The following is a 14,276-nucleotide window of genomic DNA, read 5'->3' as shown; positions in this document are numbered from 1 at the left end:
GCTTAAGTTTAGCATTTTTATATGTAAAAATAAAGCTGAATTTTTGATCCAACTTAAAAACAAGCTGTTCTTTTAGTCAATGGCTGACTAGAAGAACAGCTTGCCTCAATTTTTTTTAATTAATTCGTTTCGATTAAACCGTATTTACCATCTTTACGACGATAAACAATGCTTGTTCCATTCGTTTCGGAATCTTCGAAAATAAAGAAACTATGGCCTAACATATTCATTTGTAAAACGGCTTCTTCTGAATCCATTGGTTTTAAAGAAAGGCGTTTGGTCCGCACAACATCTAACTCATTGACTTCTTCTTCCACCTCAGTTGTTGGTACTGGAATATCAGCACCTTCACGAGATTTACGATTGATCTTCGTTTTGAATTTGCGGATTTGTCGTTCTAGTTTATCCACTACAAGGTCGATACTTGCATACAAATCAGGTGACGTTTCTTCAGCACGGAGTACAATATATGGCAAAGGAATCGTAACTTCCACTTTAGCAGTTTTTTCAGAATAAACTTTTAAATTCACATGTGCAGTTGCATCTGGTACATCAGTAAAATAGCGTTCCAACTTACCGACTTTTTTTTCGGCATATTCACGAATCGCTGGAGTCACTTCAATATTTTCGCCTCGGACATTGTATCTGAACATAACAATTTCCCCTTTCGTTTACCAAATCGAAGGAAAAATAAAGGACCACTCTTTATTTTTCCTTTCTTGACTCAATTATAGCGAATGGGAACTGATTTGGAAAGTAAATCGCTATCAAATCGGCAAATTAATTTTTCAGCGGGCGAAACTTAAGGTTTTTACAACCTTTAAATTTTGTCCTTCACAAGCTTGTTGGGCTCTAACTAAGGTGGTGCCAGTCGTGTAAACATCATCAATTAAAATAATTTTTTGAGAGCTATTGGCAAATTTTTCATTCACTTCAAAAACTTGTGGCAAATTCATCCGTTCTTTCTTTTTTTGAAAACTTTGGGCTGTAAAATCTACTTTTCTATTTAGGAGTGGCGTGTAAGCAAATTTTGCACTTTCCAATACGGCAGTTACTTGATTAAATCCGCGACTTTCGTAACGCTGACGGCTGAGCGGAATCGGCACTAAAAGATGGTTTTTAGGAATCGTGATTTTCCCAGCGAGCATTTCCGTTAAAGCAAAGCGGTAATGATACGCCCCTTTAAATTTAAATTGCTCCATCCACTCCGAAAAATCTGCATCATACATAAAAAAAGCTTCATGAGGCACTTTTTGGCTATAGACAGTCTGCCATTTTAAACAATCAGAACAAATTTCCTTTGTTGTTTGGCTGCGGGCACAGCCAGGACATCTTGGTTGGGGAATTTCAGTGAATTTTTTTTGGCAGCTTGAACATAACTGAAACGGCGGTTTATTGCGAATTGTAAACAGCTCAAAAAAAGCAAATTGCGTAGGACTCTCTTTTAGACAATTACAACAAATCATTAAGTAGTCCTTCCTTTTGGGCCATTCGATTGAGCTGAATAATTTCTTGTTTGGCCGCGACCATCGCCGCACTTTTCCCACCGTGTAAAAAACAAACTGTACCGGTGGGCTCGTCTATGCTCCTTCCCACACGGCCTGCAATTTGGACGAGGACTTCTTTTTGATAAATTCTTTCTTCCGCTCCGATTACTAATACTTGAATCCCTGGCAAAGTGACCCCGCGTTCCAAAATCGTTGTGCATAAAATCAGGTCAAATTGTTGGGCGCGGATTTGTAAGACCTTTTCTAGGCGTAAAGGATCTTTGGCGTGGACAGATGTAATCTTTTTTTCAGGGAAATATTTTTGTAAACACAATAAAAATTTCTCCATCCAAAGAATTTCTGGGCAAAAAATCAACCAGCAATCTTGTGCTAGCAGCTGACAAATTGTTGCGGGAATTTTTTTTAATAATTTTTCGGACCAGCGCCAACACCAAAAAAATGTTGGCACGCTTAATGATTTTTGATGAAAACGAGCCGGTAAAATCGTATAAGCTAAATCCCCGGTGTTCATTTTTTTTAGTTGATTTTTCGTGGGCGTGGCCGTTAACATGACCAATCGTCCTTCTTTTTTTAGCGCGGTAAGTGCCGCTCGTTGCAAAAGATCATCATTGGCAAAAGGAAAAGCATCCACTTCATCAATAATTAACAAAGATAAACTTCCGTAAAAACGTACCAATTGATGCGTAGTACAAACGACTAGCGCTTCTCCTTGATATTTTTCCTGACTTTGACCGTATAAGACGACTTGCGGGACAGATGGAAAACTTTTTTTCAATCTTGGGGCGATTTCTAAACATACATCAATTCTTGGCGACGCCCAGGCCACTTGCCCGCCTGAAGCTAGCACTTTAGCGATTAATGCAAAAGTCATCTCTGTTTTTCCAGCGCCAGTTACGGCCCAAACTAAACAAGCGGGCGACTGTTTTTCTTTTCCAAGTAGCCATTCGCTGACTTTCGCTTGTGCTTTTGTTAAGGGATGCGGATAATGTGGTTGAACCGATTGGAGGAGATATTTTTCTCTTGGCAGTTGCCACAAAAAATCCCCTTGCGTCACTCGCCCTAAATTCACACAATAAGGACAATAAATCCGTCCATCAGCTAAAGTAAATAGTGTGCTGGAAAATTGTGATCCACAACGCTGACAAATAGCAATTTTTCCTTCGATGATTAGTCCGGGAATTTTTTGGACTGATTGATCAAGCTTTTTTAATCCTTCATCAGAAATTTCTGCCGTTAATAATCTTCGCCCTAGCAATCGTTTCATAAAAAACCTCCTTACTAAAAAATACGCAAAAAAAATTCCGCCTATTGAACTAGACGGAATCTTAAGAAATTATTTAAAGTAAGCTAACACGACTGCGCATTTGAAAAATTTAGCTGTGCAAGGTATTATTTCATTAAACCTTTCGCTTGTGCCAAAACTTTTTCGCCATTCATTAAACCATAGTCGGCCATGTTGATAACATCAACTGGAACCCCTTTTGGTGCCAATTTTTTGGTGAAATCATCTTTTAAAAAGCGCACTTGTGGCCCTAATAAAACAACGTCAGCTGGGTGTTTTTCCATTTGTTCCTCAAATTCTGATGATGAAATTGCATAAATATCTGAATCGTAATCTTCAGCAGTTGCTGCTTTTTGCATTTTACTTACTAATAAACTAGTGGACATCCCTGCTGAACAAACTAACATAATTGTTTTCTTTGCCATAATAAATCCTCTCCTTTTCATTTCTACTTTAATTATAGAACCCTCAGCTTCAGTGTCAAATATTTCCCCTTGACAAATTATTTTCATTTCAACACTTTAACCATCTTTCAACTTAAAATGAGCCAATGACTGGAGGAAATCATGCCGACACCATTTATTACAATTAAAGAAAATAGTACTAATGAAATGATAATCAAAAAATCTCGTTTTATCACGCAACTTATCCGGGTAGAAAATCTCGAATCTGCGCAAGAACACTTGGCAGAAATTAAAAAAAATCATCTTAAAGCCAATCATTCTTGCTGGGCTGTAATCATTAATACGATTCCGGTTACGGAACGCTCCAGTGATGATGGCGAGCCTAGTGGTACTGCGGGGCTTCCCATGTTGGAAGTTCTTAGAAAAAAACAACTCACCAATATTTTAGCGGTAACTACTAGATATTTTGGTGGTATAAAACTAGGAAGTGGCGGATTAATCCGCGCTTACGCCGGTAGTATTTCAGAAAGTTTGGCCACCACCACTCTCGTTATAAGAGAACTTTTTTTCGCACAAATTGTAACAATTTCTTATAGTCAGCATGCGACGGTCACGAATTTTCTTGACCAGCATCTCGAATTTTATTTGCAAGATACCCAATATTTAGCCGACGTCACCTTAACTATTATGGTAAAAGAAAATGAACAAGAATTATTTGCCAATGAACTCACCAACTTGCTGCAAGGTTCGGTAACAATTAAAAAAGGCCCTGCTCAAAATTTTGAACGGGACCTTCCACTTGATTATTTTTCTAAATAAAATTCAAACCGTCCACCAGCGTATTGTGTCCGCACATACTCAAATGGTCGACCATTTTCAAAATAAGAAATTTGTCGCAACCGTAAAATAGCTTCGCCACGTTTCATATCTAAGTAGTCGGCGATTTGTTCAGCTGCCGTAATCGCTGAAATGGTTTGTTCCGCATGCCCCACTGTAAATCCATGATTGGCTAAACTTTGGTAAAAAGAATTGGTGACTTCACTTTTACTAAAATCTTTCACCAAATCAGCTGGAATGGCGGCCACTTCGAAACAAATCGGCACTCCATCGGCATAACGAATCCGTTCCATGCGAATAATGTTCGACTCGTCAGTCAGTTGGAGTCGCTCCATTTCTGAGCTGGAAGGTTTCGTCAAATAATAAGCAATCGTCTTAGAGGACGGCTTTTTATTTTGCGACAACATAATTTCAGTGAAACTTGTGGTACCAGTCATTTTTTCTTGGACTTTTTCTGAGGCGACAAAAGTCCCAGAACCGACTTTTCGCTCTAGAATTCCTTCATCAGCCAAAGTTTGAATCGCTTGGCGCAAGGTCATCCGCGATACTTTAAAGCGCACCGCAAGCTCTCGTTCTGCGGGCAGACGATCGCCTACTTGCCAAAGACCTTTTTCAATTTCATTTTTAAGCTGATCGTGAATTTTGATATATACTGGAACTGCTCCTTTAGCCACTTTGCCGGCCTCCTCAAAAAAATTATTGGTCTACCTTAATTTACACGATAAATTTAGAAAGTTCAAGCGTTAACGCAATCAAAAAAAAGTGGCCACTCAAATTTCTTGAGGGCCACTCTTTTTTATAAGTTGTTATCGTTTCGATCTAGATAATCGTTTGCTTTTTTTGCGGCTTCATCTTTTTTCTTATCGGCATCTTCTTTTGCATCGCCAACTTTTTGTTGTACTTTCCCTTTTAATTCTTCTGATGCATCGTTCGTTACTTTCCCTTTAAGCTCGTTCAATTTACCTTTGATTTTATCCTCGTTTACCATAAATAATCCGCTCCTTTATTTTTTATTATATAAATAGCGTAACATCGACTACGATCTTTAACCAACGATATGATTTCAACTGCCGAAAAACGGCTAGAATTCAACATTCCTCAAAAGAAAATCTGCTCCTTACAAAAATAACAACGCTTCAACAATTATTCTTTTCTAATCGTTTTGTTTTAAGAGCCAACAAAAAAAGCAACCCATGGGCTGCTTTTTTTTAAAATAATATTTTATCTTAATCATGACTGGGGTAGCTGGATTCGAACCAACGCATGAGGGAGTCAAAGTCCCTTGCCTTACCGCTTGGCTATACCCCAATGGTGGAAGAAAGTGGATTCGAACCACTGAACCCGAAGGAGCGGATTTACAGTCCGCCGCGTTTAGCCACTTCGCTATTCTTCCAAGAGTCGAGTCAGACTCGACTTTATAAATATACCGAATTTCAAAAAAGTTTTCAAGTCTTTTAAAAGATTTTTTTTATTTTTTCTCAGAAAATTAATCTTGTAAATTCCAACTGCGAATCAAAGCTTCAAATCCTTCATCTTCTGTTTTGACAAAAATACTTTGCGCATTAGGAAATTGAACGGTAAAACCTTTCTCCACTGGAATAATTTTCCCAATACTTTTTTTCCCAATCGTTAACTCTGTCACTTCTTGATCTAGGCCATCAATTTTTTCAGTAATCGTATTGGCTTTTACTTCAACTTGTGGATTTTTTTTACTCATGTGGCATCTCCCATTCAAAATTATTAGCGATGGAAAAATTCATCGCTGCCCCAATTAAATTAGCGTCATTGCGGTATTGGCAAGCGACAATTTCCGGGGTAATATCGGTTAATTCTTTTTCAATGCATAAAGCTTTCACCCGTTTATTCAATTCAGCAATTAATCCTGGTTTGGCTGAAATCCCGCCGCCCAACACTAAAACTTCTGGATCCAAAGTGAATTGTAAACTGAAAAGTCCTTGAGCCAAATAATTATAAAATTTTTCGACTTCAACTTGTGCCAACTTGTCGCCAGCTTCGGCTAAATCAAAGACTTGTTTTCCTGTGAAACGATCGTGTGAAACATTTTTTGCGTCACAATAACGCCAGCCCATGCGCACAGCCGTCCCTAATTCTGAAAAAGTAAATCCTTGATCTAAAATCATTAAGCCAAATTCGCCACCATATAAATGCGCGCCTTTTAACAATTGCCCTTGATTAAAAACTGCGCCACCGACACCGGTGCCTACTACGACAAAAAGAACATCTTTTTTACCTTTAGCAACGCCTTGATAGACTTCTGCAAGTCCGGCGCAATTGGCATCATTTTCGATTTTAACTGGCAAGCCAAATGTCTGGGTTAAATCTTCAAAAATATTGAAAAAATGAATATAAGGAATAGCTGAAATCCCCCGAATCATTTGTTTTTCCACATCCACCACGCCAGGCGCTGCTAGGGAAATACCTTGCAAACCATAATCTTTAAATTGTTCCTTAACTTTTAACATTTCTTTTTTCAAACCATCGTAAGTTGTTGGCGTTTTAAATTCACTTTGCTGACTTAACTTTTCTCCGTCCCACAAACCAAATTTTACTGCCGATCCCCCTAAGTCAAAAACCAATAGCATAAAAATCCCCTCGATTGTCCATATATTTTTCTTTATTGTACCGTAGAATTCGCTTTAAACCTAGTATCAATTTACTTATTTGAATGAAAAATTTACCTTCAGCAATTTATTTCCGGCGATACGTATACGGTCCATGATAGGTTTCATCAAGATTACGTCTTAGCGAAAATTTCAACGGAACATAGTCAATCCCCCCTGGAACAAAAGGATGGCACCGCAAAATCCGCGCACTTCCCATTAAAAATCCTTTAAAAGCGCCATGGGTCAAAACGGCATCTTCCATATAATGCGAACAGGTAGGATAATAACGACAGCGACTAGGAATCGCTGGCGAAATAAAACGTTGGTAACCGTGAACGAGTGTAACAATTATCTTTTTCATCTATTTTCCTTCTTTTTCAAACTGCCTTTAGTATACCAAAAAACACAAGTCAATTCATGAATCTGAATTGGCTTGTGTTTAAATTTAGCTTAAGATAGTTACTGTTACCGTCCGTCGACCCCAAGAGTCAAGAAGACTTGGATCAGCAAAGTGGACATCAATAATATTTCCTTTGATTGCACCACCTGTATCACTGGCTACGGCTTGTCCATAACCTTCGACATATAATAAAGTTCCCAGCGGAATCACATTAGGATCCACCGCTACAGCCATTGGATTTTGAGTTAAATCTTGTCCCAAAGCGGTCACTGTTCCTCCACCAATTGCTCCTTCTGCATAAGAATAAGCAGTTGATTCCATCACCAAAGTTCTTCCAGATGGTGCGGACGCTTCTTGTGCAGCAGCTTCTTGGGCGGCAGCTTCTTGGGCAGCAGCTTCTTCAGCGGCAGCTTTCTCGGCGGCAGCTTCTTGTGCAGCGGCTTTTTCAGCAGCAGCTTTTTCGGCAGCAGCTTTTTCAGCAGCGGCTTTTTCAGCAGCGGCTTTCTCGGCGGCGACTTTTTCAGCAGCGGCTTTTTCAGCAGCGGCTTTTTCGGCAGCGGCTTTTTCAGCGGCAGCTTTTTCGGCAGCTTTCGTTTCAAGATCCGCTTCTAATGTATCCACGGCCTTTGATTTGGCAATAGCACTTAATAAATTCTCTCCCAGAATTTCAGCACTTTCCACTTGGACAGTATGTAATGGTTCATTTTGCAAGGTGTCTGCATAAGCCGGGATGACATGTCCAAAAACAAATAATGAAACTGTCATTGCAATGGCAATTAAATTTTTTTTCAAATAGAATCCTCCCTTTCAGTACTTTCATATCCTAACAAAGAAAACCGGGCAGAAGGTTGCAGTTTATTTAAAGCTTTGTAACACAAATGAGCGAAATTCATTTTTTGTAACATACGTTTTAAAAAATAATCGTGTTATTTAATTGATTAATTCCCCCGTTTTAACAGCATTACATAAATATTTATCGTTTTTTTATTTTCAAATTTAAATCGCAAAATTTCTCTGTTGAAATATTTCTCGGAAAAATCCGGAAAAACTCGCCATAATTTACAGCTATGTAACAAAAAAGACAAACCACAATCTAACGTGGTTTGTCTTTTAAATTAACGGATATAAATATCAATGTGGTTGCCTACTGTACCTCGATCGTAAACTTTAGCCGAATTGCCAAAAGGCGTTGCAATTATAGTTCCTTTTGGTAAAGAACTAGCAGCAACAATATAACCATCTCCGTCACATACATATCCATTACTATTCACGTGGCGCCCGGGGATACTTAAGCCTCCACCAGGTAAAACAGATTGTGAATAATAAGTAAATTTGTAGCCACCGGAGTTAACAACACCAGTACTTAAAAAGGTGCTCAATGACATACTTTGACTGCTTTGGCTCGCTGCCAAACGTGCTGCTTCAACCGCGGCTGCTGCTTCTTTTTCTGCTTGTGCTTTAGCTGCAGCTGCCGCTTGTTCTGCTGCTGCTTGTTCTGCTGCTGCTTTTTCTTCGGCGGCTTTTTTCTCAGCTTCTGCTTTCTCTTGGGCAATTCGTTCTTTTTCAGCTACATCTTCTTTTAAAGTAACAAACGCTTTTGATTGGCTCACTGAGTCAACTAAGCTCACACCTAAAGTAGTAGCACTCGCTTTTGTTTCAACTACTTGAATAGTTGTATTAGCTTCATTTTGAAGTGGTTCAGCATAAACATTTAATGTATTACCAACAGCCATCAAAGCTCCCAGCATGGCAAATGGTATTATATTTTTTCGCATCGTGTAAAATTTCCTCCCTAGAAATAACTTAATTAAAGATTAACAGAAAGGAGGAGGCAGTAGATTACTAACTCTTTAAAGCTATGTGACAGGAAAATCTAATCCAGACCGTTTTGTAAACATTTTGTAAAATTAAAAGGATGTTTTTTTTAGTCGCTTACTTCACTGTTTTAACAACGTTTCTTGAAAATAATGTCAAATTTAATCTTTTTTGCTGGATTTTTTGACAATTTCTTGTAATATTTGACCATTTTTACCAGTTATTCAGCTCTTATTTAACAACGAGGTAACAAATAAGACAAAAATCCCCGGACAAAAATAAAGATTTCTGTCCAGGGATTTTTATTTGTTCTCATTTTATTGTAAAAAGCTAAAAATATGTTGCCAAACAGCACCGTCAAAAACATCCATTGCCTGTTGGTCGCCAAAGACACCGTAACCTAATGCCGCTCCGACTAAGAAAAAAAGGAGCATGCCCACCAAAAGCAATAAAACTTTTATAATAGTGACTAAAATGTAGCGAACATTATCTGAACTCATGGCTCACCTCTATGCTAAAGCACCCACTGCTGTTGACTCTGTCGTTGCATTAATTCTTTCAACGTCAGCGCCCAGTTGTTGTAATTTTTCCGTGAAATGATAATACCCTCGATCCAAAAATTGTAAATTAGTAACCCGCGTAATGCCTTCTGCTCTAAGTCCGGCCAAAACAAGAGCCGCTGCTGCCCGCAAATCCGTAGCTTCCACTTGGGCGCCTTGTAACTTAGTAGGTCCGTAAATCATGGCGGTATTATTTTCAATTTTAATTTCGGCATTCATCCGGCGCATTTCTTCTAAGTGTTGGAATCTATTTTCAAAGACAGTTTCTGTTACGACGGAAGTTCCAGAAGCAACTAATTGAATGGCTGTCATTTGCGCTTGCATATCTGTTGGAAATCCTGGGTGAGGCATGGTTTTAATATCGGTCGCTTTAATTTCTACAGGTCCGATAACTCGCAAACCCTCTTCTTCTTGAGTGATCTCAGCACCCATTTCCCGTAATTTTGAAATCAATGGACGATTGTGTTCAGAAATAGCATCTTCAATTAACACGTCGCCTTGAGTCATAGCGGCGGCTACCATAAATGTACCAGCTTCAATCCGATCTTGGACAATAGCGTGTTCAACGGCGTGCATCTCTGTCACACCTTCAATCCGCATTGTTTCAGTCCCGGCGCCATAAACTCGCGCGCCCATTTTATTTAACACGTTCGCTAAATCAACAATTTCCGGTTCGCGAGCGACATTTTCAATAATTGTCGTACCGACTGCTTTTACAGCAGCCATCATAATATTTTGTGTAGCGCCCACACTAGGAAAGTCCAAATAAATCCGGCTGCCCTTCAATTGGGTCGCATATGCTTCAATATAGCCGTTAGTTTGCTTAATCGTCGCACCTAACGCCCGGAATCCTTTTAAATGTAAATCAATTGGCCGCTTGCCAATCGCGCATCCACCAGGCATAGCTACCCGAGCATGGCCATTACGCGCCAAAAGAGGCCCCATCACAACAATCGAAGCCCGCATTTGACTAACAAATTCATAAGGCGCTTCAAAATTTAACGGATGCGTGGCATCAAAAGTAATTTCTTTATTTTCTTCATCAAATTGCAAATCCACATTTAAATGTCGAATCACTTCATTCATCGTAAAAACGTCAGACAAGATTGGAATATTTGAAAATTTACTAACGCCTTGATCTGCTAACAAGCCAGCAGCTAAAATCGGCAGTACAGCATTTTTAGCACCTTCTATTGCAACGGTACCTTTTAATTTTTTTCCACCACGAACAACAATTTGTTCCATAATTTCCCTCCAGCAACTCAAGAAAAGTTTAGCTTACTGTATTTTTAAAGTAAGTTCATTCATTTTTATTTTTCGGTCATTTTTTGAAAATGAGTAAACAATTTTCTAAAATAAATTTTGCGCGCTTGCAAAAAGATTGCGAAACAATGCTAAAATTTCTAAGAAAAAAGTTGAGGCTAAATAGCCAATTCCTATTGATATTAAAACGAGGAACATGCGAATTTGCGGTTGATTATTTTTTTTGAAAAATTGATCAATGCGCAAGGCCTGTAACGACCAAAACGTTAAGTAGATAAAAGCAAAGTGACAGACAATCCGCACAATTGCATCTACGCCGAAACTATTCATCGTTCATCCTCCTGATTTTTAAAGACTGAATTAGCATACCATAAAATAGCGGGAAAACCAACCGAAATTCGTTGCGATTTAAAAAGTAGCTTTACAAATGGCAACAAAATAGCTAAAAATCATTCTAAAAAAAATCGTTGTTTTTAAGGAAAAATCCATAAAAACAACGATTTTGATTGGAAAAGATGAGATGTGGACGAGCTTGATAGACGGTGTATTGCAGTCTGCACCTAGAGAAAAAGATAAAATCTTTTCCGAATGAAACATTCGTAACGATTTTTCTATTTTCTTACGATGCAAACCGACTGAAACACAACCTTAGTAGACGGTGTGTTTTGAACAATGGCGTAGAAAATAGACAAAATGCTTTCTGACTGTTTTGCAGTCATACACCATTTTCCTAATTTTCTACGCCATTAACCGTTCAAAACACAACCTTGTTCTATAGATGTTTGGAGACGTTTATTCGATTAATTGCGCGGTGTAGGGCTACTGTTGCGCGTTTTAATTGATCGGCATCTTGAGTTTCTTTGGCTTTTTCAATTAATCGCTCTGCTCTTTTCCGTGCTCGTTCCGCCCGGGAAACATCAATATCGCGTTCCCGTTCGGCAGAGTCGGCAATAATCGAAACCACATTATCGCGGACTTCTAAAATACCACCGTTAACGGCGATCCAGTCCACATGGGTATCGGCATCGCTGCGTTTCACCCGTACTTCATCAATTTCCAGAGGGACAATAATTGGCGCATGCTTTGGCAAAATACCTAGCTCGCCATTTAACGTTTTCGCTACGACAATGCGTGCATGGTGATCATACACGATGCCATCAGGAGTTACGACATTCACTTTAATGAGTTCAGCCATATTTTTTCCCTCCTTATTGGGCAAGCCGTTTTGCTTTTTCCACTACATCTTCGATTGGTCCAACCGCACGAAATGCTTCTTCAGGCAAATCATCATATTTACCAGCTAAAATTTCTTTAAAACCGCGGACAGTTTCTTTTACCGGCACATATGAACCTGGCAAACCAGTAAACTGTTCAGCCACGTTAAAGTTTTGTGATAAGAAAAATTGAATACGGCGGGCGCGAGCCACTAAGATTTTTTCTTGGTCAGACAATTCGTCCATCCCTAAAATAGCAATAATATCTTGCAATTCACGGTAACGTTGTAATACGCGTTGGACTTCCATGGCTACTTCATAATGTTCTTCCCCAACAATTTCTGGCGTTAAAGCACTTGAAGAAGAAGCCAATGGATCAACAGCTGGATAAATCCCCATTTCAGTTAGGCGTCGTTCCAAGTTGGTTGTAGCATCCAAATGGGCGAAAGCTGTCGCTGGTGCCGGGTCAGTATAGTCATCGGCTGGTACATAAATGGCTTGAATCGAAGTAACGGAACCCTTTTTAGTAGAAGTAATCCGTTCTTGCAATTGGCCCATTTCAGTAGCTAACGTTGGTTGATACCCAACAGCAGATGGCATCCGACCAAGTAAAGCCGACACTTCAGAACCTGCTTGAGTAAAACGGAAAATGTTATCGATAAAGAGTAACACATCTTGACCAGCTTCATCACGGAAATATTCAGCCAAAGTTAAACCAGTTAAGGCCACCCGCATCCGGGCACCTGGCGGCTCATTCATTTGTCCAAAGACCATGGCCGTTTTCTCGATTACGCCAGACTCTTTCATTTCAAAATAAAGGTCGTTCCCTTCACGAGTTCGTTCACCAACACCGGTAAACACTGAAAGTCCACCGTGTTCTTGAGCAATATTGTGAATTAATTCTTGAATTAAAACAGTTTTACCAACACCGGCACCACCAAACAAACCAACTTTCCCACCTTTAAGGTAAGGAGCAAGTAAGTCGATAACTTTAATCCCGGTTTCTAAAATTTCTGTACTTGTAGATAATTCGTCAAAAGTTGGCGCTTGTCTATGAATAGATGAACGTTTCGCATCTTCTGGAAAATCTTCTTGCAAGTCGATAGCTTCACCTAAAACGTTAAATACCCGTCCTAAAGTTTTTTCACCAACTGGCACCATAATCGGATTTCCAGTGTCTAATACTTCCATGCCACGTTGCAAGCCATCTGTTGAATCCATGGCAATTGTCCGGACCATGCCGTCCCCTAGTTCCAAAGCAACTTCTAAAACAACTTTTGATTTGTGTTCATCTTTTTTATAAACAATTAAGGCATTATTAATATCGGGTAATGATTGATCTAGTGGAAACTCTACATCCACGACGGGTCCGATGACCTGAATGATCTTCCCTGTACTCATCCTTGTTTCCTCCTATTTCTACTCGAGCGCTTCGGCACCGCCGACGATCTCTGTAATTTCTTGAGTAATGGCAGCTTGACGAGCGCGGTTATAGGTAATAGTCAAGCCGTTAATAATGTTTTTAGCATTATCAGTAGCGCTCTTCATAGCCGTCATCCCAGCTGCATGTTCTGCCGTTTTGGCATCCACAATCGCCCCGAAAATCAGGCTTTCAGCGTATTGAGGCAATAAAATATCTAAAATCGCATCTTTCGATGGTTCCAAAATATATTCTTGCTCATACGTTTTTGCTTCAGCTGGATCCAGATCAGAAATGGGTAACATTTTTTCAACCCGATATTGACTTGTTAATGAATTGATGTGGTGATTGTAACAAACATATAACTCATCAAAAATTTGTGTAGAATACATTTTTGTAGCGGTGGTGACAATTTTTCGCACTTCATCAAATGAAGGGAAATCAGTCAGCCCTCGCAGTTCATATGCTAGTTGGAAACCTCGACCTTTAAAAAAGTCAGCTCCAACTCCGCCAATACACATTAAAACATAATCATCGGGGCTTTGATGGTCTTGTTCAATCATTTGTAGCGTCTGTTTAATGACCGCCGAATTGTAGCCACCAACCAAACCCTTATCTGAAGTGATTATAATATAGCCCGTTTTTTTCACGGGACGATCCGTCAGCATATCATGATATGGTGACTCCTCTTTTTTTCGATGAAAAAGCGGTGGATTTTCTGGATCTTCTTCTTCTTCGGCGTTCATCTCTTGAAGTTGGCTAGCAACTAAATGAGTGACCACTGAGCGAATTTTTCCGGCATACTCTTGAAAATTTTTCGAAGCAGCTTCAGAACGGGTTAATTTAGAACCAGACACCATTTGCATGGCGTGGGTAATTTGACTTGTTTTTTTGGTGGAAGCAATCCGCCGTTTAATTTCAATTAATGAACCGGCCATAACAATGTCCC

The 14,276-nt window shown here is 39.4% G+C and carries 18 protein-coding genes and 2 tRNA genes; 1 reads left to right on the top strand and 19 read right to left on the bottom strand.

Annotation, left to right across the window (positions count from 1 at the left end):
• Window positions 1–119: 119 nt before the first annotated feature.
• From hpf to BQ5341_RS06010, 4 genes are all read right to left on the bottom strand, one after another.
• Complete coding sequence (gene hpf / locus BQ5341_RS06025) at window positions 120–653, bottom strand: ribosome hibernation-promoting factor, HPF/YfiA family (RefSeq protein ID WP_071131134.1); 534 nt, start codon at window positions 651–653, stop codon at window positions 120–122.
• A gap of 135 nt (window positions 654–788) precedes the next feature.
• Window positions 789–1,202, bottom strand: a complete 414-nt coding sequence (locus BQ5341_RS10495; RefSeq protein WP_158661749.1) for a ComF family protein — start codon at window positions 1,200–1,202, stop codon at window positions 789–791.
• 250 nt (window positions 1,203–1,452) lie between these two features.
• Complete coding sequence (locus BQ5341_RS06015) at window positions 1,453–2,772, bottom strand: ATP-dependent helicase ComFA (protein ID WP_071131132.1); 1,320 nt, start codon at window positions 2,770–2,772, stop codon at window positions 1,453–1,455.
• A 125-nt stretch (window positions 2,773–2,897) separates the two neighbouring features.
• Complete coding sequence (locus BQ5341_RS06010) at window positions 2,898–3,215, bottom strand: PTS sugar transporter subunit IIB (RefSeq protein ID WP_071131131.1); 318 nt, start codon at window positions 3,213–3,215, stop codon at window positions 2,898–2,900.
• 141 nt (window positions 3,216–3,356) lie between these two features.
• Between BQ5341_RS06010 and BQ5341_RS06005 the strand changes: the two genes are divergently transcribed.
• Window positions 3,357–4,013 (top strand): YigZ family protein, encoded by a 657-nt coding sequence (locus tag BQ5341_RS06005; protein ID WP_071131130.1) that lies wholly within the window; start codon window positions 3,357–3,359, stop codon window positions 4,011–4,013.
• Here BQ5341_RS06005 and BQ5341_RS06000 read toward each other — a convergent pair.
• The 15 genes from BQ5341_RS06000 to BQ5341_RS05930 form a co-directional block, all read right to left on the bottom strand.
• Window positions 3,998–4,705 carry a GntR family transcriptional regulator gene (locus tag BQ5341_RS06000; protein ID WP_071131129.1) on the bottom strand — a complete coding sequence of 236 codons (708 nt, stop codon included), beginning with the start codon at window positions 4,703–4,705 and terminating at the stop codon, window positions 3,998–4,000. The genes BQ5341_RS06005 and BQ5341_RS06000 overlap by 16 nt on opposite strands.
• A gap of 122 nt (window positions 4,706–4,827) precedes the next feature.
• Window positions 4,828–5,019 (bottom strand): CsbD family protein, encoded by a 192-nt coding sequence (locus tag BQ5341_RS05995; protein ID WP_071131128.1) that lies wholly within the window; start codon window positions 5,017–5,019, stop codon window positions 4,828–4,830.
• A gap of 248 nt (window positions 5,020–5,267) precedes the next feature.
• Window positions 5,268–5,339, bottom strand: a tRNA-Gln gene (locus tag BQ5341_RS05990).
• A gap of 1 nt (window position 5,340) precedes the next feature.
• Window positions 5,341–5,424 (bottom strand) — tRNA-Tyr (locus BQ5341_RS05985).
• Window positions 5,425–5,517: 93 nt separating this feature from the next.
• Window positions 5,518–5,748, bottom strand: a complete 231-nt coding sequence (locus BQ5341_RS05980; protein WP_071131127.1) for a DUF2969 family protein — start codon at window positions 5,746–5,748, stop codon at window positions 5,518–5,520.
• Window positions 5,741–6,634: an ROK family protein gene (locus BQ5341_RS05975; protein WP_071131126.1), complete on the bottom strand. Its 894-nt coding sequence runs from the start codon at window positions 6,632–6,634 to the stop codon at window positions 5,741–5,743. Before BQ5341_RS05975 ends, BQ5341_RS05980 begins: the two co-directional genes overlap by 8 nt.
• 106 nt (window positions 6,635–6,740) lie before the next feature.
• Window positions 6,741–7,016: a membrane protein insertion efficiency factor YidD gene (gene yidD, locus BQ5341_RS05970; protein WP_071131125.1), complete on the bottom strand. Its 276-nt coding sequence runs from the start codon at window positions 7,014–7,016 to the stop codon at window positions 6,741–6,743.
• 84 nt (window positions 7,017–7,100) lie between these two features.
• A complete protein-coding gene (locus BQ5341_RS10735; RefSeq protein WP_328585389.1) occupies window positions 7,101–7,847 on the bottom strand; it encodes a 3D domain-containing protein in 747 nt (248 codons plus the stop codon).
• Between the two features lie 323 nt (window positions 7,848–8,170).
• On the bottom strand, window positions 8,171–8,830 hold the full coding sequence (locus tag BQ5341_RS05960; RefSeq protein WP_071131124.1) for a hypothetical protein: 660 nt from the start codon (window positions 8,828–8,830) through the stop codon (window positions 8,171–8,173).
• 357 nt (window positions 8,831–9,187) lie between these two features.
• Entirely contained in the window at window positions 9,188–9,370 is a 183-nt protein-coding gene (locus tag BQ5341_RS05955) for a DNA-directed RNA polymerase subunit beta (RefSeq protein WP_071131123.1), read from the bottom strand.
• 9 nt (window positions 9,371–9,379) lie between these two features.
• Window positions 9,380–10,675 carry a UDP-N-acetylglucosamine 1-carboxyvinyltransferase gene (gene murA / locus BQ5341_RS05950; protein ID WP_071131122.1) on the bottom strand — a complete coding sequence of 432 codons (1,296 nt, stop codon included), beginning with the start codon at window positions 10,673–10,675 and terminating at the stop codon, window positions 9,380–9,382.
• A 105-nt stretch (window positions 10,676–10,780) separates the two neighbouring features.
• Complete coding sequence (locus BQ5341_RS05945) at window positions 10,781–11,023, bottom strand: DUF1146 family protein (RefSeq protein WP_071131121.1); 243 nt, start codon at window positions 11,021–11,023, stop codon at window positions 10,781–10,783.
• A 442-nt stretch (window positions 11,024–11,465) separates the two neighbouring features.
• Window positions 11,466–11,888 (bottom strand): F0F1 ATP synthase subunit epsilon, encoded by a 423-nt coding sequence (locus tag BQ5341_RS05940; RefSeq protein ID WP_071131120.1) that lies wholly within the window; start codon window positions 11,886–11,888, stop codon window positions 11,466–11,468.
• Between the two features lie 13 nt (window positions 11,889–11,901).
• Window positions 11,902–13,308 (bottom strand): F0F1 ATP synthase subunit beta, encoded by a 1,407-nt coding sequence (gene atpD / locus BQ5341_RS05935; RefSeq protein WP_071131119.1) that lies wholly within the window; start codon window positions 13,306–13,308, stop codon window positions 11,902–11,904.
• An 18-nt stretch (window positions 13,309–13,326) separates the two neighbouring features.
• Window positions 13,327–14,265 carry a F0F1 ATP synthase subunit gamma gene (locus BQ5341_RS05930; protein ID WP_071131118.1) on the bottom strand — a complete coding sequence of 313 codons (939 nt, stop codon included), beginning with the start codon at window positions 14,263–14,265 and terminating at the stop codon, window positions 13,327–13,329.
• Window positions 14,266–14,276 lie beyond the last annotated feature (11 nt).

Origin of the sequence: Enterococcus timonensis, from assembly GCF_900104595.1 — a bacterium.
GTDB lineage: Bacteria > Bacillota > Bacilli > Lactobacillales > Enterococcaceae > Enterococcus_J > Enterococcus_J timonensis.
This window is presented reverse-complemented; position numbering and strand designations above follow the sequence as displayed.